Consider the following 17,958-nt stretch of genomic DNA (forward strand, 5'->3'; position numbering starts at 1 on the left):
ACCATGGGACTCGAAGAGAAGCTGCCGAGCGGCGTCCTGCTGACCACGGTCGAGGGCGTGGCCGGCTACATGCGCAAGGCGTCGTTCTGGCCAGCGACCTTCGGGCTCGCCTGCTGTGCCATCGAGATGATGACCAGCGGCGGCCCGAAGTACGACCTGGCCCGGTTCGGCATGGAGGTCTTCCGGGCCAGCCCCCGCCAGGCCGACCTGATGATCGTGGCCGGCCGGGTGAGCCAGAAGATGGCCCCGGTCCTGCGCCAGATCTATGACCAGATGGCCGAGCCCAAGTGGGTGCTCGCGATGGGTGTCTGCGCCTCCAGCGGCGGCATGTTCAACAACTACGCGATCGTCCAGGGCGTCGACCACATCGTGCCGGTCGACATGTACCTCCCCGGCTGCCCGCCCCGCCCGGAGATGCTCATCGACGCGATCCTCAAGCTCCACGACCAGGTGCAGCAGACCAAGATGGGCCCGCACCGCGCCGCCGAGATCGAGGAGCGGGAGAACGCCGCGCTGCGCGCCCTGCCCACCTCCGAGATGCGAGGGATGCTGCGGTGAGCGACGCGACCAACGAGCCCGGCAAGGCCCCCGACCAGCGCGCCGTGGACGAGTCGCCGGAGAACGCCCCGGCCACCCTCGACCCGGAGGTGCGTGCGGTCGGCGCCCGGTTCGGCATGTTCGGCACCCGCGGCTCGGGTGACACCAGCGGCTACGGCGGCCTGGTGCAGCCGGTGGTCTTCCCGGCCCCGGCCCGCCGACCGCTCGAGGGCTGGCACGAGGAGGTCGCGGCCGCGCTCGATGCCGCGCTCGCCGCTGCCGGTGCCCCCGACGCGATCGAGGGCGTCGTCGTCCACCGCGGCGAGGTCACCTTCCACGTCCGCCGCGACGGCCTGCCCGCGGTCGCGCGCGCCCTGCGCGACGACCCCTCGCTGCGCTTCGAGGTGCTCAGCGGGGTCAGCGGGGTGCACTACCCCGACGACAAGGACCGCGAGCTGCACGCGGTCTACCACCTGCTCTCGATGACCTGGAACCGCCGGATCCGCCTCGAGGTCGCCGTGCCCGACGCCGACCCGCACCTGCCGTCGGTCGTGGCGACGTACCCCACGGCCGACTGGCACGAGCGGGAGACCTACGACATGTTCGGGCTGGTCTTCGACGGCCACCCCGCGCTGACGCGCATCCTCATGCCCGACGACTGGCCGGGCCACCCCCAGCGCAAGGACTACCCGCTGGGCGGCATCCCCGTGGAGTACAAGGGCGGCACCATCCCGCCGCCCGACCAGCGACGGAGCTACAGCTGATGACCACCACCGAGCACGACATGTACGCCGGGTCCACCGAGACCAGCGAAGGACGGGTCTTCACCGTCTCCGGCCAGGACTGGGACCAGATCGCCGAGGGCCTCGCCGAGGACGACAGCGACCGGATCGTCGTCAACATGGGCCCGCAGCACCCCTCGACCCACGGCGTGCTGCGCCTGATCCTCGAGCTCGAGGGCGAGACGGTGACCGAGGCCCGCTGCGGCATCGGCTACCTGCACACCGGCATCGAGAAGAACATGGAGTTCCGCTCCTGGGTCCAGGGCGTCACGTTCTGCACCCGGATGGACTACCTCTCCCCGTTCTTCAACGAGGCGACCTACTCCCTGGGCGTCGAGCGGCTGCTCGACATCGAGGACCAGGTCCCCGAGAAGGCCACCGTGATGCGGGTGCTCCTCATGGAGCTCAACCGCATCTCCTCCCACCTCGTCGCGATCGCGACCGGCGGCATGGAGATCGGCGCGCTGACCGTGATGACCGTCGGGTTCCGCGAGCGCGAGCTGGTGCTCGACCTCTTCGAGCTGATCACCGGCCTGCGGATGAACCACGCGTTCATCCGCCCCGGCGGCGTCGCCCAGGACCTCCCGCCCGGCGCGCTGGAGGAGATCCGCGGGTTCGTCGAGCTCATGCGCAAGCGGCTGCCGGAGTACGCCGCGTTGTGCAACGCCAACCCGATCTTCAAGGCCCGCCTCGAGAACGTCGGCACCCTCGACCTCGAGGGCTGCGTCGCCCTGGGCCTCACCGGCCCGGTGCTGCGCAGCACCGGCTACCCCTGGGACCTGCGCAAGACCCAGCCCTACTGCGGCTACGAGACCTACGACTTCGACGTGCAGACCTGGGACACCGCCGACTCCTACGGCCGGTTCCGGATCCGGCTCAACGAGATGTGGGAGTCGCTGAAGATCATCGAGCAGGCCGCCGACCGGCTCGCCGGGCTCGAGGGCGCGCCGGTCATGGTCGCGGACAAGAAGATCGCCTGGCCCAGCCAGCTGGCCATCGGCAGCGACGGGATGGGCAACAGCCTCGACCACATCCGCCACATCATGGGCGAGTCGATGGAGGCGCTGATCCACCACTTCAAGCTCGTCACCGAGGGCTTCCGGGTCCCCGCCGGCCAGGCATACGTGCCGGTCGAGTCGCCGCGCGGCGAGCTCGGTGCGCACGTGGTCTCCGACGGCGGCACCCGCCCGTTCCGGGCGCACTTCCGCGACCCGTCGTTCACCAACCTGCAGGCGACCAGCGTGATGAGCGAGGGCGGGATGATCTCCGACGTCATCGTCGCGATCGCCTCCGTCGACCCCGTCATGGGAGGTGTGGACCGATGAGCACCAAGCTCACCGAGGACTCGCTGGCCGAGCTGCGCGAGATCGCGGCCCGCTACCCGCAGCCCCGCTCGGGCCTGCTGCCGATGCTGCACCTGGTGCAGTCGGTCGAGGGCCGGATCACCCCCGAGGGGATCGAGGCCTGCGCCGACGTGCTGGGCATCTCCGCGGCCGAGGTCAGCGGCGTGGCGACCTTCTACACGATGTACAAGCGCAAGCCGGTCGGCGACTACCACGTCGGCGTCTGCACCAACACGCTGTGCGCGGTGATGGGCGGCGACGAGATCTTCGCCCGGCTCAAGGAGCACCTCGACGTCGGCAACGACGAGACCACCGCCGACGGCAAGGTCACCCTCGAGCACCTCGAGTGCAACGCGGCCTGCGACTACGCCCCGGTGATGATGGTCAACTGGGAGTTCGTCGACAACCAGACCCCCGAGTCGGCCGTGCAGCTGGTCGACGACCTGCGCGCCGGCGCCGAGGTCCGCTCCACCCGCGGCCCCCGGATCTGCACCTGGCGCGAGGCCTCCCGCGTGCTCGCCGGCTTCCCCGACGGCCGCGTCGACGAGGGCCCGAGCGCCGGGCCGGCCTCGCTGGTCGGCCTCGACATCGCCCACGAGCGCGGCTGGTCCGCGCCGTCGACCGGGTCCGCCGACGGCGGCCAGGGCGGGCACGGCGTGGCCGAGGAGCCGAGCCGCGAGGCGGAGGCGACCGCGGACGCCGGCACCCCGGAGGCCGAGGCCGCCGTGGTCGAGAAGGAGAGCCCGACGACCGAGACGGCCGCGGAGAAGGGAGACGCTCGATGAGCGGCTCGACCGACACCCTCACCCCGGTGCTGACCGCCGGCTGGGCCGACGAGCGGTCCTGGACCCTCGACGCCTACGCCCGCCGCGGCGGCTACGACGCCCTCGACAAGGCGTTCGCGATGGGCCCCGACGCCGTCATCGCGGCGGTCAAGGACTCCGGCCTGCGCGGTCGCGGCGGCGCGGGCTTCCCGACCGGGATGAAGTGGTCCTTCATCCCGCAGGACAACCCGAACCCGAAGTACCTCGTCGTCAACGCCGACGAGTCCGAGCCGGGGACCTGCAAGGACATCCCGCTGATGATGGCCAGCCCGCACACGCTGGTCGAGGGCGTCATCCTCAGCAGCTTCGCGATCCGGGCGCACACGGCGTTCATCTACATCCGCGGCGAGGTCCTCCACGTCATCCGCCGGGTCCAGGCCGCCGTCGCCGAGGCGTACGCCGCCGGGCACCTCGGTCGCGACATCCACGGCTCGGGCTACGACCTCGACGTCGTGGTGCACGCCGGGGCCGGGGCCTACATCTGCGGCGAGGAGACCGCGCTGCTCGAGGGCCTCGAGGGCCGCCGCGGCCAGCCGCGCCTGCGCCCGCCGTTCCCCGCGGTCGCCGGCCTCTACGCCAGCCCCACGGTCATCAACAACGTCGAGTCGATCTCCTCGGTGCCCAGCATCATCGCCAACGGCGCCGAGTGGTTCTCCAGCATGGGCACCGAGAAGTCCAAGGGCTTCGGCATCTTCTCCCTCTCCGGGCACGTGCAGCGCCCGGGGCAGTACGAGGCGCCGCTCGGCATCACCCTGCGCGAGCTCATCGACCTCGCCGGCGGCATCCGCCAGAAGTCGGACGGCCAGCGTCATGAGCTGAAGTTCTGGACCCCGGGCGGTTCCAGCACCCCGCTGCTGACCGCCGAGCACCTCGACGTACCCCTCGACTTCGAGGGCGTCGGCGCGGCCGGCTCGATGCTCGGCACCCGCGCGCTCCAGATCTTCGACGAGACCGTCTGCGTGGTGCGGGCGGTCCTGCGGTGGACGGAGTTCTACAAGCACGAGTCCTGCGGCAAGTGCACCCCGTGTCGCGAGGGCACGTGGTGGCTGGTGCAGACCCTGGCCCGGCTGGAGAAGGGGCAGGGCAGCGAGGCCGACCTCGACCTGCTGCTCGACCAGTGCGACAACATCCTGGGCCGCTCCTTCTGCGCCCTCGGCGACGGCGCGACCAGCCCGATCTCCAGCTCGATCAAGTACTTCCGCGAGGAGTACCTCGCCCACCTCACGCACGGCGGCTGCCCGTTCGACCCGGCCGCCTCGACCGCGTGGGCCGACCGGACCGTGGGAGCCATGGCATGACGCTGCAACAGGACCGGACCGACCTGGTCTCGCTCACCATCGACGGCGTCCAGGTCAGCGTCCCCAAGGACACCCTGGTCATCCGCGCCGCCGAGCAGGTGGGGATCCAGATCCCGCGCTTCTGCGACCACCCGCTGCTCGCGCCGGTCGGCGCCTGCCGCCAGTGCCTGGTCGACGTCCCCGACGCCGGCAACGGCCGCGGCTTCCCGAAGCCGCAGGCCTCCTGCACGCTGCCGGTCGCCGAGGGCATGGTCGTGAGCACCCAGGCCACCAGCGAGGTGGCCGACAAGGCGCAGCAGGGCGTCATGGAGTTCCTGCTCATCAACCACCCCCTGGACTGCCCGGTCTGCGACAAGGGCGGGGAGTGCCCGCTGCAGAACCAGGCGATGTCCAACGGCCGCGGCGAGTCCCGCTTCGCCGCCAGCGGCGGCATCAAGCGCACCTACCCCAAGCCGATCAACATCTCCGCCCAGGTCCTGCTCGACCGCGAGCGCTGCGTGCTGTGCGCCCGGTGCACCCGCTTCTCCGAGCAGATCGCCGGCGACCCGTTCATCGCGCTGGTCGAGCGCGGGGCGCTCCAGCAGGTCGGGATCTACGAGAAGGAGCCCTTCGAGAGCTACTTCTCCGGCAACACCATCCAGATCTGCCCGGTCGGCGCCCTCACCAGCGCCGAGTACCGCTTCCGCTCCCGTCCCTTCGACCTCGTCTCCACCCCGGCCGTGGCCGAGCACGACGCCTGCGGCTCCGCGATCCGCGTCGACCACCGCCGCGGCAAGGTGATGCGCCGCCTGGCCGGCAACGACCCCGAGGTCAACGAGGAGTGGATCACCGACAAGGACCGCTTCGCGTTCCACTACGCCCAGCAGCCCGACCGGCTGACCTACCCGCAGGTCCGCGACACCGACGGCTCGCTGCGGCCGGCCTCGTGGCCGGAGGCCTTCGCGGTGGCTGCCCGCGGGCTCGCCGCGGCCGGCGCCGTCGGCGTGCTGCCCGGTGGTCGGTTGACCGCCGAGGACGCCTACGCCTACAGCGTCTTCGCCCGGGTCGCGCTCGGCACCAACGACGTGGACTTCCGCGCCCGGCCGCTCTCGGCGGAGGAGGCGGACTTCCTCGCCTCCGAGGTCGTGCTCACCGGCCCGTGGGCCGGCGGGGTCTCCTACGCCGACCTCGAGGCCGCGCGCACCGTCGTCCTGCTCGGGCTCGAGCCCGAGGACGAGGCCGGCGCGATCTTCCTGCGGCTGCGCAAGGCGTCGAGCCGGGGCACGCGCGTGCTCTCGGTGGCGCCCTTCAGCAGCCGCGGGCTGCGCAAGATGAACGGCGTCCTCGTCCCGGCCGTGCCGGGCACCGAGGCCGCGGTCATCGACGCGCTGGCCGAGCACGGCGAGCACGGCCTGGACCAGGACACGGTCCTGCTGGTGGGGGAGCGGCTCGCGACCTCGCCCGGCGCCCTGACCGCCGCGGCCGCGCTTGCGCGGCGTACCGGCGCCCGCCTGGCGTGGGTGCCGCGCCGGGCCGGTGACCGCGGCGCGGTCGAGGCCGGCTGCCTGCCCACCCTCCTGCCCGGCGGGCGGCCCGTGGCCGACGCCGGCGCCCGTGTCGACGCCGCCACCACCTGGGGCGTGGCCTCGCTCCCGGAGACCCCGGGCCGCGACGCCGACCAGATCGTGGCCGCGCTGCGCTCCGGCGAGCTCGGCGGCGTGGTCGTCGGCGGCGTGGACCCCGACGACACCGCGGACCCGGCGGCCACCCGGGAGGCGCTGCGCGCCGCCCGCTTCGTGGTGGCCCTCGAGGTCCGCGAGACCGACGTGACCCGCGAGGCCGACGTGGTCTTCCCCGTCGCGCCGGTCAGCGACAAGGCCGGCACCTTCGTCACCTGGGAGGGCCGTCCGCGGCCCTTCGAGGCGGTCTTCACCAACCCCGCCTCGCTGCCCGACCTCCGCGTCCTCGCCGGCATCGCCGAGGAGCTCGCTGCGCTCGGCCAGGGCCGCCCGCTCGGCTTCCGCACCGTCGCCGACGTCCGCGCGCGGATGGAGGAGCTCGGCGGGTGGGACGGGCAGCGCCCCGCCCCCGCCGCCGACCCGCTGCCCGCGCCGGTGCCCGCCGCCGGGGAGGGCCCGGGGGAGGGCCCGGGAGAGGGCATGGTCCTCGCGACCTGGAAGCAGATGCTCGACCTCGGCTCGATGCAGGACGGCGACGCCGCGCTCCGGGCCACCGCCCGGATGCCGGTCGCGCGGATCAGCGCCGCGACGTACGACGTGGTCGGACCCACCGTCACCCTCACCGGTGACCGCGGCTCGGTGACGCTGCCGGCCGAGATCACCGACGACCTCCTCGACGGCGTGGTCTGGGTCCCGGCGAACTCCTTCGGCGACGGGGTGCTGGCCGGCCTGGCCTCGCCCGGCTCACGCGTGACCGTGAAGGGAGCAGGTCGATGACGCCGCTGCTGAGGCCCCTGGCCGCCGACGACCTCTCGGCCTTCGGCGGCGACCCGCTCTGGGTCGTGCTGCTCAAGACCGTCCTGATCTTCGTCGTCCTGGTCCTGCTCACGCTGTTCAACATCTGGTGGGAGCGGCGCGTCGTCGCGCGGATGCAGCACCGCATCGGCCCGAACGTCAACGGCCCCTTCGGCCTGCTGCAGTCCCTGGCCGACGGCGTGAAGCTGGCGCTGAAGGAGGACATCATCCCCAAGGCCGCCGACAAGGTGGTCTTCCTCCTCGCCCCGATCATGGCCGTCATCCCGGCGTTCGTGACGTTCAGCGTGATCCCGTTCGGGCCCGAGGTGCGGATCCCGTTCACCGACACCGTCACCCCGCTCCAGCTGACCGACATGCCGGTCGCGGTGCTCTTCGTGATGGCGATCGCCTCGATCGGCATCTACGGCATCGTGCTCGGCGGCTGGTCCAGCGGCTCGACGTACTCCCTGCTGGGCGGGCTGCGCTCGAGCGCGCAGATGATCTCCTACGAGGTCTCGATGGGCCTGGCGCTGGTCTCGGTGTTCCTCTACGCCGGCTCCGCCTCGACCTCCCAGATCGTCGACGCCCAGGACACCCTCTGGTACGGCCTGGTGCTGGCGCCCTCGTTCGTCATCTACGTCATCTCGATGGTCGGCGAGGTCAACCGCGCGCCCTTCGACCTCCCCGAGGCCGAGGGCGAGCTGGTCGGCGGCTTCCACACCGAGTACTCCTCGCTGAAGTTCGCCCTGTTCTTCCTCGCCGAGTACATCAACATGGCGACGGTCTCCGCGGTCGCGACCACCCTGTTCCTCGGCGGCTGGCGCGCACCGTTCTGGATCGACCGGGTCTGGGAGGGCGCCAACGAGGGCTACGTCCCGTTGATCTGGTTCTTCGGGAAGATGCTGTTCTTCATCTTCTTCTTCATCTGGCTGCGCGGCTCGCTGCCGCGACTGCGCTACGACCAGTTCATGAACTTCGGCTGGAAGGTCCTCATCCCGGTCGCGCTGGGCTGGACCGTCGCGGTCGCCGTCATCCGGGCGATCACCCTCGACGGCGGCCTCGACCGCCAGTACGTCCTGGTTGCCCTCGCCGTGCTCGCCGCCGTGCTGCTCGCGGCGATGTTCCTCGGCCAGGACTCCGACCAGCCGGCCGCGGGCGCGACCCGCCCGGTGCCCGAGCCGACCGGAGCCTTCCCCGTCCCGCCCATGCCCGCCGGGGGTGCCGTCCGCGGCGCCGCCCGACCGCTGACCTTCGCATCTCCCGCCGGCACCACCTCCGCGACCGCGGGGAGCAGCGCCGAGGCGGAGGAGGAGAGCCGATGACCGACGCACCGAGCGGCCACCCGACCAACGACCAGCCGAGCGGCAAGCAGGGCTTCTTCGACCCGGTCGCCGGGTTCGGGGTCACGCTGCGGACGATGTTCAAGAAGGTCGTCACCGAGCAGTACCCCTTCGAGAAGCAGCCGACCGCGCCGCGCTTCCACGGCCGTCACCAGCTCAACCGCTGGCCCGACGGGCTGGAGAAGTGCGTGGGTTGCGAGCTGTGCGCCTGGGCCTGCCCGGCCGACGCGATCTACGTCGAGGGCGCCTCGAACGTCGACCTGCCGGACGGCTCGGGCCGATTCAGCCCCGGCGAGCGGTACGGCCGCGTCTACCAGATCAACTACCTGCGCTGCATCCTGTGCGGGCTGTGCATCGAGGCGTGCCCGACCCGCGCGCTGACGATGACCAACGAGTACGAGCTGGCCGACGACAACCGCGCCGACCTGATCTACGAGAAGTCCGACCTGCTCGCCCCCCTGCTGCCGGGCATGGAGCAGCCGCCGCACCCGATGCGGCTGGGCTCGGACGAGGGCGACTACTACCGCGGCGCCTACGCCGCCCCGGCCCCGGAGGGCACGGCATGATCGCGTTCTGGATCCTCGCCCCGGTGATGGTGGTCTGCGCCCTGGGCATCCTGGTCGTGCGCAAGGCGGTCCACGCCGCCCTGCTGCTCGCGACCGTGATGATCAGCCTCGCGGTGCTCTACCTGGTGCTCGAGGCGCCGTTCCTCTTCGTCGTGCAGATCATCGTCTACACCGGCGCGATCCTCATGCTCTTCCTCTTCGTCGTCATGCTCGTCGGCGTCGACGCCTCGGACTCCCTGGTGGAGACCATCCGGGGCCAGCGGGTCGCCGCCGTCGTGCTCGGCGCCGGCCTCGCGGTGGTCATGCTGCTCGGCGTCGCCCAGCTCTCCCTCGGCCCGACCGTGGGCCTGGAGGCGGCCAACGCCGGCGGCAACATCGAGGGCCTGGCGGGGCTGCTGTTCTCCCGCTACGTGCTGGTCTTCGAGGTCACCGCGGCCCTGCTCATCACCGCCGCCCTCGGCGCGATGGTGCTGGCCCACCGCGAGCGCACCAGCCCGCGGGCCGGGCAGGCCGACCTGGCCGCCCAGCGGGTCCGCGACTTCGGCACCTTGGGCGTCCACCTCGGCCCGCTCCCGGCGCCGGGCGTCTACGCCCGCCACAACGCCGTGGACACCCCGGCGCTGCTGCCCGACGGCACGCCCGCGGAGTCCTCGGTCTCCCGGACGCTGGCCGCGCGCGGCACGATCCGCAACGCCCCCGACCTCGCCGACGACATCGAGGACGTCCAGCGCGCGCTGGCGGGCCCTGACGGCGGCTCGGGCACGCCCGGTGACCTCTCGGCGGGCTCCGGCCACAACACCGAGAACCCGGGCGCCGACGTCGACGGCCGGGCGACCGGCCCTGCCACGGATTCGGAGGCCCACCGGTGACCGACGTGACGCCGTTCATCGTGCTCTCGGCGATCCTGTTCAGCATCGGCGCCGTGGGGGTGCTGACCCGCCGCAACGCGATCGTCGTCTTCATGTGCGTCGAGCTGATGCTCAACGCCTGCAACCTCGCGCTCGTGGCCTTCGCCAAGCAGCACGGCAACCTCGACGGGCAGGTCGCGGCGTTCTTCGTGATGGTCGTCGCGGCCGCCGAGGTGGTCGTCGGGCTCGCGATCATCATGACCATCTTCCGCACCCGCCGGTCGGCCTCGGTCGACGACGCCAGCCTGCTGAAGTACTGAGGAAGAGAAGCGGATGTACGCACTTTCCGAGGCCGCGCACCAGGTGCCGGTCATCGAGTCGAGCGCCGCCGACGGCGCGTTCTCGCTGCTGTGGCTGGTCATCGGCCTGCCCCTGCTGGGCGCCGCCGTGCTGCTGCTCGGCGGCCGCGCCACCGACCGCTGGGGCCACTGGCTCGGCACGCTGATGTCGGTCGGGTCCTTCGTGGTCAGCCTGGTGCTCTTCGTCGAGCTCACCGGGCGCGACGAGGCCGACCGGTCGGTCACCCAGCACCTGTGGGACTGGATCTCCGTCGGTGACCTCAACGTCGGGATGGACCTGCTCTACGACCCGCTCTCGGCGCTGTTCCTGCTGCTGATCACCGGCGTGGGGTCCCTGATCCACGTCTACTCGATCGGCTACATGGAGCACGACCCGCGCCGGCGCCGGTTCTTCGCCTACCTCAACCTCTTCGTCGCCGCCATGCTCATGCTGGTGCTCGCGGAGAACTACGTCGGGCTGTTCCTCGGCTGGGAGGGCGTCGGCCTCGCCTCCTACCTGCTCATCGGCTTCTGGCAGCACAAGCCCTCGGCGGCCGCGGCGGCGAAGAAGGCCTTCGTCATCAACCGCGTCGGCGACATCGGCATGGCGCTGGCCATCGCCCTGCTCTTCGTCACCTTCGGGACCACCAGCTTCTCCGCGATCAGCGGCGTCTCCGGTGCCGCCCAGGAGGGCACGCTCACGGCGGTCGGCCTGCTGCTCCTGCTCGCGGCGTGCGGCAAGTCCGCCCAGGTGCCGCTGCAGGCCTGGCTGCTCGACGCGATGGAGGGCCCGACCCCGGTCTCCGCGCTCATCCACGCCGCGACCATGGTCACCGCCGGCGTCTACCTCGTCGTCCGCTCGAACTTCATCTTCGAGCTCGCCCCCACCGCCCAGACGGTCGTCGTGATCGTCGCGACGGTCACGCTGCTGTGGGGCGCGATCATCGGTTGCGCCAAGGACGACATCAAGAAGGCGCTGGCCGGCTCCACGATGAGCCAGATCGGCTACATGATGCTCGGCGCCGGCCTCGGCGTGGCCGGCTATGCCTTCGCGATCTTCCACCTGATCACGCACGGCTTCTTCAAGGCCAACATGTTCCTCGGCGCCGGATCGGTCATGCACGGCATGAACGACGACGTCGACATGCGCCGCTACGGCGCGCTGCGGCACGCGATGCCGGTGACGTTCCTGACCTTCGCGATGGGCTACCTCGCGATCATCGGCTTCCCCGGCTTCTCGGGCTTCTGGTCCAAGGACAAGATCATCGAGACCGCCCTGGCCGAGAACTGGGTCGTCGGCGTGCTCGCCCTGCTCGGTGCCGGCATCACCGGCTTCTACATGACCCGCCTGATGCTGCTGACCTTCCTCACCAACAAGCGGTGGAAGGACGACGTGCACCCGCACGAGTCGCCCGCCGTGATGACTGTGCCGCTCATCGTCCTCGCCGCGCTGTCGGTGCTCGGCGGCGTGCTGCTCCTCGGCGACTGGATCGTCGACTGGCTCGCGCCGGTCGTCGGGGTCGCGCCGCACCACGAGCCGCCGCTGCCGATCATCGTGATCACGCTGCTCACCGTCGCGGTCGTGGCCGTCGGCGTGGCCGCCGCGTGGTTCCTGGTGGGCAAGCGGGAGATCCCGCTCACCCCGCCCACCGACGTCTCCTTCGCGACCCGGGCGGCGCGGGCCGACCTCTACGGCGACGCGATCAACGACGCGCTGGTCGTGCAGCCGGGCGCGGCGCTCGTGCGCGGGGTCACCGTCGCCGACCACGCGGTCGTCGACGGCGCCTTCACCGGCGGCTCGGGCACCGTCAAGGTGCTCGGCGGCGTCCTGCGCCGGCTCCAGAACGGCTTCGTCCGCACCTATGCCCTGTCCGTCCTCGGCGGGGTCCTCCTCGTCGTCCTCGCACTCCTGGCGGTGAACCTCGCATGAGCGACTTCCCCTGGCTCACCGTCCTGGTGGCGGTGCCCCTCATCGGGGCGGTCGTCGTCGCCGCCCTCCCGCGGGCCGACCTGGCCAAGCTGGTCGGGCTCGCGGTCTCCGTGCTCACCCTCGGGGTCGGCGTCGCCGTCGCGCTGCAGTACGAGCTCGACGGCGGCATGCAGCTGACCGAGACCCACGAGTGGATCGCCGAGTTCGGCGTCCACTACGCACTCGGCGTCGACGGGCTCTCGCTGCTGATGGTCCTGCTGACCGTCGTGCTGGTGCCGATCGTGCTCGCGTACTCCTGGTCCCAGGCCGACGAGGAGTCCGGCGCGGGCGCCCGGTCGTTCTTCGCCTGGACCCTCGCCCTCGAGGCGCTCTCGCTCGCGGTCTTCCTCGCCACCGACGTGTTCCTCTTCTACGTCGTCTTCGAGGCCACGCTGATCCCGGCGTACTTCCTCATCGGCGGCTTCGGCAAGGCCGGCCGCAGCGCCGCCGCGGTGAAGTTCCTGATGTTCCAGCTCGGCGGCGGCCTGGTGCTGCTCGCCTCGGTCATCGGGCTCTACGTCGTCTCCGCGCAGGCCGGGCAGCCGTCCTACCTGCAGTCCGACCTCGCCGCTCTCGACATGTCGACATCTGCCGAGCGCTGGATCTTCGCCGGCTTCCTCATCGCCTTCGTGATCAAGGCGCCGCTGTTCCCGCTGCACACCTGGCTGGCCGACACCACCGAGAAGGCCACGCCGGGCACGAGCGTGCTGCTCGTGTGCGTGCTGGACAAGATCGGCACCTACGGGATGCTCCGCTTCTGCCTGGAGCTCTTCCCCGGCGCCTCGCAGTGGGCGACCCCGCTGGTGGTCACCCTCGCGCTGATCTCGATCGTGTACGGCGCGCTCCTGGCCATGGGCCAGGACGACCTGCTGCGGCTGGTCGGCCTGACCTCGCTGAGCCACTTCGGCTTCATCACCCTGGGCATCTTCGTCTTCAGCAGCCAGGGCCAGAGCGGCGCGATCCTCTACATGGTCAACCACGGTCTCGGCACCGCCGCGCTCTTCCTCACCGCCGGCTACGTCATCGAGCGCCGCGGCACCTCGCTGATCAGCCGGATGGGCGGGATGGAGCGCCTCGCGCCGGTCCTGGCCGGGATGTTCCTCATCGCCGGCCTGGCCACGCTGAGCCTCCCGGGCCTGAGCCCGTTCATCTCCGAGATGCTCGTGATCATCGCGGCCTTCGACTACGCCTGGTGGGTCGGGGCGGTGGCGGTCACCGGCATCGTGCTGGCCGCGATCTACGTCCTGTGGACCTACCAGCGGGTGATGACCGGACCGGACCCGCTCCCCGCGGGTGCCGCCGGCGCCGCGGGGGAGCACCTCGACGACCCGGCCCACCGCGAGCCCGCCGGGCACGGCACCGACGCCCCCACGGGCGGCGGCGCCGCGACCGCGACGGCCACCCGGCCGGCGGTCGGGACGACCGGGGCGGTCGCCGTGCCGCGGGACCTGCGGCCCCGCGAGGTCGCCGTCCTGGCGCCGCTCGTGGTCGGGCTGGTGGCCTTCGGCTTCTACCCGATGCCGCTGTTCGACGTGGCCAACCCCTACGTCGAGGACCTGATGGCCGAGATCGAGGTCGCGGACGACGCGCCCGCCGTCCCCCCGGGGACCACCGTCGAGCACGACGACGCAGAGGGAGCTCACTGAGATGGACTTCGTCAAGCCGACCATCGAGTACGCCGAGCTCGCCCCGCTCCTCATCGTCCTCGGCGGCGCCTGCCTCGGCGTGCTGGCCGAGGCCTTCCTCCCGCGCGAGCGGCGCCGGCTCGTGCAGGTGCTGCTCACCGCCGTCGTGCTCCTCGCGGCGCTCGCGACCACGATCTGGGTCGCCACCGACCTCGACGAGGTGGCCGACGGCGCCGCCCGCGGCCTGCTGACCGCCGGGGGCACGATCGTCGTCGACGGGCCCACCGTCTACCTGTGGGGCCTGGTCCTGCTGCTCTCCCTCGGCGGCGTGGCGCTCTTCGCCGAGCGCCGCCTCGAGGGCGGGGTGTCGGCCTTCGCCGGCCAGGCCGCCGCGCTCCCCGGCACCGATGCCGAGCGCGAGGTCTCCACCCGCGGGTGGGAGCACACCGAGATCTACCCGCTGATGCTCTTCGCGGTCGGCGGCATGATGCTCTTCCCGGCCTCCAACGACCTGCTGACGATGTTCGTCGCGCTCGAGGTCCTCTCCCTGCCGCTCTACCTGCTCTGCGGCCTGGCCCGGCGCCGGCGCCTGCTCAGCCAGGAGGCCGCGCTCAAGTACTTCCTGCTCGGCGCGTTCTCCTCCGGCTTCTTCCTCTACGGCGTCGCGCTGGTCTACGGCTTCGCCGGGTCGATGGAGTTCGCCGCCATCGCCGAGGCGGTCCGCAACGACACCGCGAACCAGGGCCTGCTGCTCGTCGGCATGGGCATGCTCGCCGTCGGCCTGCTGTTCAAGGTCGGTGCGGTGCCCTTCCACGGCTGGACGCCCGACGTCTACCAGGGCGCCCCGACCCCGCTCACCGCGTTCATGTCCGCGGCCACCAAGGTCGCGGCGTTCGGTGCGCTGCTGCGCCTGTTCTACGTCGCCTTCGGTGCCGACCGCTGGAGCTGGCAGCCGATGATGTGGGTCATCGCGATCCTCACGATGCTCGTCGGCGCGATCGTCGCGGTCGCCCAGACCGACGTGAAGCGGATGCTCGCCTACTCCTCGATCGCCCACACCGGCTTCCTGCTGACCGGCGTGCTCGGCGTGCAGGCCTCCGGCGAGCTGGCCGAGGGCCAGGTCACCTCGCTCCAGGCGGTGCTGTTCTACCTGGCGACGTACGGCGTGGCCACGCTCGGCGCGTTCGCCGTCGTGACGCTGGTGCGCGACTCCAACGGCGAGGCCACCCAGTTCGACCGGTGGGCCGGCCTGGGCCGCCGCTCGCCGTGGCTGGCGGGGGCCTTCGGCCTCTACCTGCTCTCCATGGCCGGGATCCCGCTGACCGCCGGCTTCGTCGGCAAGTGGGCGGTCTTCACGGTCGCGATGTCGGCCGGCGCGTGGCCGGTGGTGCTGACCGCGATCGCGTCGAGCATCATCGCGGTCTTCTTCTACGTCCGCTACATCCGGATCATGTTCTTCGCCGAGCCCCAGGGCGCGGCGGGCGCGGCTCCGGGCGAGCTGGCGTCGGTCACGACGCCGTCGCTGCTGACCTCGGCGACCATCGCCGCCGGTGTCGTCGCGACCGTCGTCCTCGGCGTCGTGCCGGGCCCGGTTCTCGATCTCGCGGCCCGTGCGGGAGACTTCATCAGGTGAGCTCCCGAACGACCGCGGGCGACTCGTCCGCGGGTCTCGCCCTGCCGGTCACCGACCCGGCCCTCCAGGCGCGCCTGCGCGAGCGGATGGTCGAGGTCGAGAAGGCCCTGTACGCCCACGTGCAGAGCCGCTACCCCTACGTCACCGAGGCGGCGAGCCACCTGCTCGACGCCGGGGGGAAGCGGTTCCGCCCGCTGCTGGTGCTCCTGGCCGCCGAGGCCGGGCCGCACCCGCTCGCCGAGGAGGTGCTCACCGCGGCCTGCGTCGTGGAGATCACCCACGTCGGCTCGCTGTACCACGACGACGTCATGGACGAGGCCGCCCTGCGGCGCGGTGCGGACTCCGCGAACGCCCGCTGGGACAACCACGTCGCGATCCTGACCGGCGACTTCCTCTTCGCCCGCTCCTCGGAGCTGACCGCGCAGCTCGGCCCGGACGCGGTGCGGATCCAGGCCGAGACCTTCAGCCGGCTCGTCGAGGGGCAGATCCTCGAGACCGTCCCGCCCGGCCCGGGCGAGGACCCGCTCGCCCACTACCTCGAGGTGGTCGCCGGCAAGACCGGCTCGCTCATCGCGACCTCCGCGCGCTACGGTGCCCGCTTCGGCGGGGCCTCCGCCGAGGTCGAGGAGGCCCTCACGGCGTACGGCGAGATCGTCGGCTCGGCCTTCCAGCTCTCCGACGACATCCTCGACATCGCCTCGGACTCCGCGGAGTCCGGGAAGACCCCCGGCACCGACCTGCGCGAGGGCGTGCCGACGCTGCCGGTGCTGATGGCGCGTGCGTCCAGCGACCCCGCCGACGCGCGGCTCCACGAGCTGCTCGACGCCGACCTCTCCGACGACGCGCTGCACGCCGAGGCCCTCGGCCTGCTGCGCGCGCACCCGGCGCTCGACGAGGCGCGGAGGTACGTCGTCGGCCGCGCCGCCGAGGCCAAGGCACTGCTGTCCGTGCTGCCCGAGGGCCCGGTCCGCGCCGCCCTCGAGGCGTTCGCCGACGCGGTGGCGGTCCGCTCCGCCTGACCGCGACCGACCGCGGCCCGCGTGCGCGCTCGGCGTTTCCCGGGAGCGTCGACGGGAAGGGTGCCCTCGACTCGACGTGAGGAGGGGCCCCGATGAGCCAGCTGCAGGTGGTGCCGGCCGAGATGCGGCGGGCCGCCGATGCGGTCCCCGGGGCCGACTGCGTCGCCCACCTCGGCGAGCTCGGGAGCTCCTGGGACACCGCCGTCGAGGCCCTGGCCGACACCGCGTCCAGCTTCGCCGAGGACCTGGGGACCCACACCGACGACGTGACCGGCACCGACGCCGGGGTCGGCGGGTGGTTCGGCGGCCTCGTCGGCGGGGCCGAGGCCTGGTTCGTCGTCCCGATCGCGCCCGCCGGTGCCTAGGCCCGCAGCCGTCGCGCCGGCCCTGGCCCTCCTGCTGCTCCTCGGCGGCTGCGGGGACGACGAGCCCGGCCCGGGCGGCTCCACCGTGGGTGACGTGCCCTTCGAGCTCGTGGCGACCGACGACCTCGTGGTCAGCCCGGACGGCGGGCGGGTGCTCGCCGACTGCTGGGACGCCCTGTGCACCTGGGACACCGGAGCCGGGCGGCTGACCCGGGACCCCGACCGGGCCCAGGTCGCTGTCGCCCCCGACTGGTCCACCCTCGCCACGGTCGACGGCGGCGCCGTGGTGCTGGTCGGGCTCGAGGACGGTGCGCCGGTGCGGACCCTGCGCGGCCTCGCCGACGCCGAGGTCACCGACGGCTCCCCGGTGGCCGCGGTGTCCTACAGCCCCGACGGCGCGCTGGTCGCGGCCGCGGGCCTGGACGGCTCCGTGCGGGTCTGGTCGGTCGACGACGGCCGCGAGCGGGTGGCGTTCACCGCGGGGTACGCCCCGCATGCCCTGGCGTTCAGCCCCGACGGCTCGCTGCTCGCCCTCGCCGGCGGGGGACCGGTCGAGGTCCGCAGCATCGAGGACGGGGCGGTGGTCGCGGCCGTCGCGGACTCCGGTCGCAACGGCGCGGTGGCCTGGACCCCCGACGGCCGCCACCTGGTCGGCCCGGGACCGGCCGAGGCGCCGACCGTGTGGCGGCTGCCGGGGCTCGAGCCCGTCGAGGAGCTGCCGGGGGTGCGGCTGCACGAGGCGGCGGTGGCCCCCGACGGGCGGAGCGTGGCGGTGACCGCGTTCGACACGACCGCCGTCCGGCTGTGGCGCCCCGCAGCGCTCGGCGGGCCCGGCCGCACGCGCACGCTCACGGGCCACGCCGGCGAGCCCGGGGCGGTGGCCTTCGCGCCGGACGGCGCGACGCTCTGGTCGGTCGCCGCCGACGACGGCGTGCGCGGCTGGGACGTCGCCTCGGGCAGACCGACCGCGACGACCTTCGAGCTGCCCGCCGGTCCCGACCCGTCCCGGTGACGGGCG

16 protein-coding genes are annotated in these 17,958 nt (G+C 72.5%); all 16 read left to right on the plus strand.

Annotated elements, in window-relative coordinates; all coding sequences use genetic code 11:
- Positions 1-3 precede the first annotated feature (3 nt).
- The 16 genes from HPC71_RS02150 to HPC71_RS02225 all read left to right on the plus strand — a co-directional run bounded on the left by HPC71_RS02150 (position 4) and on the right by HPC71_RS02225 (position 17,952).
- Positions 4-558 (plus strand): NuoB/complex I 20 kDa subunit family protein, encoded by a 555-nt coding sequence (locus HPC71_RS02150; protein WP_154612922.1) that lies wholly within the window; start codon positions 4-6, stop codon positions 556-558.
- Complete coding sequence (locus tag HPC71_RS02155) at positions 555-1,301, plus strand: NADH-quinone oxidoreductase subunit C (protein WP_171896016.1); 747 nt, start codon at positions 555-557, stop codon at positions 1,299-1,301. Before HPC71_RS02150 ends, HPC71_RS02155 begins: the two co-directional genes overlap by 4 nt.
- Positions 1,301-2,644, plus strand: a complete 1,344-nt coding sequence (locus HPC71_RS02160) for an NADH-quinone oxidoreductase subunit D (RefSeq protein WP_154612923.1) — start codon at positions 1,301-1,303, stop codon at positions 2,642-2,644. The genes HPC71_RS02155 and HPC71_RS02160 overlap by 1 nt, the downstream gene beginning before the upstream one ends.
- A complete protein-coding gene (nuoE, locus tag HPC71_RS02165) occupies positions 2,641-3,447 on the plus strand; it encodes an NADH-quinone oxidoreductase subunit NuoE (protein ID WP_154613499.1) in 807 nt (268 codons plus the stop codon). The genes HPC71_RS02160 and nuoE overlap by 4 nt, the downstream gene beginning before the upstream one ends.
- The gene (gene nuoF / locus HPC71_RS02170; protein ID WP_154613501.1) at positions 3,444-4,784 is read left to right on the plus strand and encodes an NADH-quinone oxidoreductase subunit NuoF; all 1,341 of its coding nucleotides are present in this window, start codon (positions 3,444-3,446) and stop codon (positions 4,782-4,784) included. Before nuoE ends, nuoF begins: the two co-directional genes overlap by 4 nt.
- The gene (locus tag HPC71_RS02175) at positions 4,781-7,219 is read left to right on the plus strand and encodes an NADH-quinone oxidoreductase subunit G (RefSeq protein ID WP_154613503.1); all 2,439 of its coding nucleotides are present in this window, start codon (positions 4,781-4,783) and stop codon (positions 7,217-7,219) included. Before nuoF ends, HPC71_RS02175 begins: the two co-directional genes overlap by 4 nt.
- The gene (gene nuoH / locus HPC71_RS02180; protein WP_154613504.1) at positions 7,216-8,559 is read left to right on the plus strand and encodes an NADH-quinone oxidoreductase subunit NuoH; all 1,344 of its coding nucleotides are present in this window, start codon (positions 7,216-7,218) and stop codon (positions 8,557-8,559) included. The genes HPC71_RS02175 and nuoH overlap by 4 nt, the downstream gene beginning before the upstream one ends.
- Positions 8,556-9,143: an NADH-quinone oxidoreductase subunit NuoI gene (gene nuoI / locus HPC71_RS02185; RefSeq protein ID WP_154612928.1), complete on the plus strand. Its 588-nt coding sequence runs from the start codon at positions 8,556-8,558 to the stop codon at positions 9,141-9,143. The genes nuoH and nuoI overlap by 4 nt, the downstream gene beginning before the upstream one ends.
- Positions 9,140-10,012 carry an NADH-quinone oxidoreductase subunit J gene (locus tag HPC71_RS02190; RefSeq protein WP_154612929.1) on the plus strand — a complete coding sequence of 291 codons (873 nt, stop codon included), beginning with the start codon at positions 9,140-9,142 and terminating at the stop codon, positions 10,010-10,012. Before nuoI ends, HPC71_RS02190 begins: the two co-directional genes overlap by 4 nt.
- Before the next feature lie 5 nt (positions 10,013-10,017).
- The gene (gene nuoK / locus HPC71_RS02195) at positions 10,018-10,311 is read left to right on the plus strand and encodes an NADH-quinone oxidoreductase subunit NuoK (RefSeq protein WP_171897169.1); all 294 of its coding nucleotides are present in this window, start codon (positions 10,018-10,020) and stop codon (positions 10,309-10,311) included.
- Between the two features lie 13 nt (positions 10,312-10,324).
- A complete protein-coding gene (gene nuoL, locus HPC71_RS02200) occupies positions 10,325-12,259 on the plus strand; it encodes an NADH-quinone oxidoreductase subunit L (RefSeq protein ID WP_154613505.1) in 1,935 nt (644 codons plus the stop codon).
- Positions 12,256-13,944: an NADH-quinone oxidoreductase subunit M gene (locus HPC71_RS02205; protein ID WP_154613506.1), complete on the plus strand. Its 1,689-nt coding sequence runs from the start codon at positions 12,256-12,258 to the stop codon at positions 13,942-13,944. Before nuoL ends, HPC71_RS02205 begins: the two co-directional genes overlap by 4 nt.
- A gap of 1 nt (position 13,945) precedes the next feature.
- Positions 13,946-15,556, plus strand: coding sequence for an NADH-quinone oxidoreductase subunit NuoN (gene nuoN / locus HPC71_RS02210; RefSeq protein ID WP_154612932.1), 1,611 nt, complete (start codon positions 13,946-13,948; stop codon positions 15,554-15,556).
- On the plus strand, positions 15,553-16,575 hold the full coding sequence (locus HPC71_RS02215) for a polyprenyl synthetase family protein (protein WP_257866153.1): 1,023 nt from the start codon (positions 15,553-15,555) through the stop codon (positions 16,573-16,575). Before nuoN ends, HPC71_RS02215 begins: the two co-directional genes overlap by 4 nt.
- 92 nt (positions 16,576-16,667) lie before the next feature.
- Positions 16,668-16,940, plus strand: a complete 273-nt coding sequence (locus tag HPC71_RS02220) for a hypothetical protein (protein WP_154613507.1) — start codon at positions 16,668-16,670, stop codon at positions 16,938-16,940.
- Positions 16,933-17,952, plus strand: a complete 1,020-nt coding sequence (locus tag HPC71_RS02225) for a WD40 repeat domain-containing protein (protein WP_154613508.1) — start codon at positions 16,933-16,935, stop codon at positions 17,950-17,952. Before HPC71_RS02220 ends, HPC71_RS02225 begins: the two co-directional genes overlap by 8 nt.
- Positions 17,953-17,958: the final 6 nt, after the last annotated feature.

The organism is Nocardioides marmotae, assembly GCF_013177455.1.
GTDB lineage: Bacteria > Actinomycetota > Actinomycetes > Propionibacteriales > Nocardioidaceae > Nocardioides > Nocardioides marmotae.

Bases quoted from the DNA above. Each gene is read 5' to 3' on its own strand.
- nuoH (WP_154613504.1), top strand. From the start codon at position 7,216: ATGACGCCGCTGCTGAGGCCCCTGGCCGCCGACGACCTCTCGGCCTTC.
- HPC71_RS02190 (WP_154612929.1), top strand. From the start codon at position 9,140: ATGATCGCGTTCTGGATCCTCGCCCCGGTGATGGTGGTCTGCGCCCTG.
- nuoE (WP_154613499.1), top strand. From the start codon at position 2,641: ATGAGCACCAAGCTCACCGAGGACTCGCTGGCCGAGCTGCGCGAGATC.
- nuoI (WP_154612928.1), top strand. From the start codon at position 8,556: ATGACCGACGCACCGAGCGGCCACCCGACCAACGACCAGCCGAGCGGC.
- nuoF (WP_154613501.1), top strand. From the start codon at position 3,444: ATGAGCGGCTCGACCGACACCCTCACCCCGGTGCTGACCGCCGGCTGG.
- HPC71_RS02150 (WP_154612922.1), top strand. From the start codon at position 4: ATGGGACTCGAAGAGAAGCTGCCGAGCGGCGTCCTGCTGACCACGGTC.
- HPC71_RS02205 (WP_154613506.1), top strand. From the start codon at position 12,256: ATGAGCGACTTCCCCTGGCTCACCGTCCTGGTGGCGGTGCCCCTCATC.
- HPC71_RS02175 (WP_154613503.1), top strand. From the start codon at position 4,781: ATGACGCTGCAACAGGACCGGACCGACCTGGTCTCGCTCACCATCGAC.
- nuoL (WP_154613505.1), top strand. From the start codon at position 10,325: ATGTACGCACTTTCCGAGGCCGCGCACCAGGTGCCGGTCATCGAGTCG.
- nuoN (WP_154612932.1), top strand. From the start codon at position 13,946: ATGGACTTCGTCAAGCCGACCATCGAGTACGCCGAGCTCGCCCCGCTC.
- HPC71_RS02160 (WP_154612923.1), top strand. From the start codon at position 1,301: ATGACCACCACCGAGCACGACATGTACGCCGGGTCCACCGAGACCAGC.
- HPC71_RS02220 (WP_154613507.1), top strand. From the start codon at position 16,668: ATGAGCCAGCTGCAGGTGGTGCCGGCCGAGATGCGGCGGGCCGCCGAT.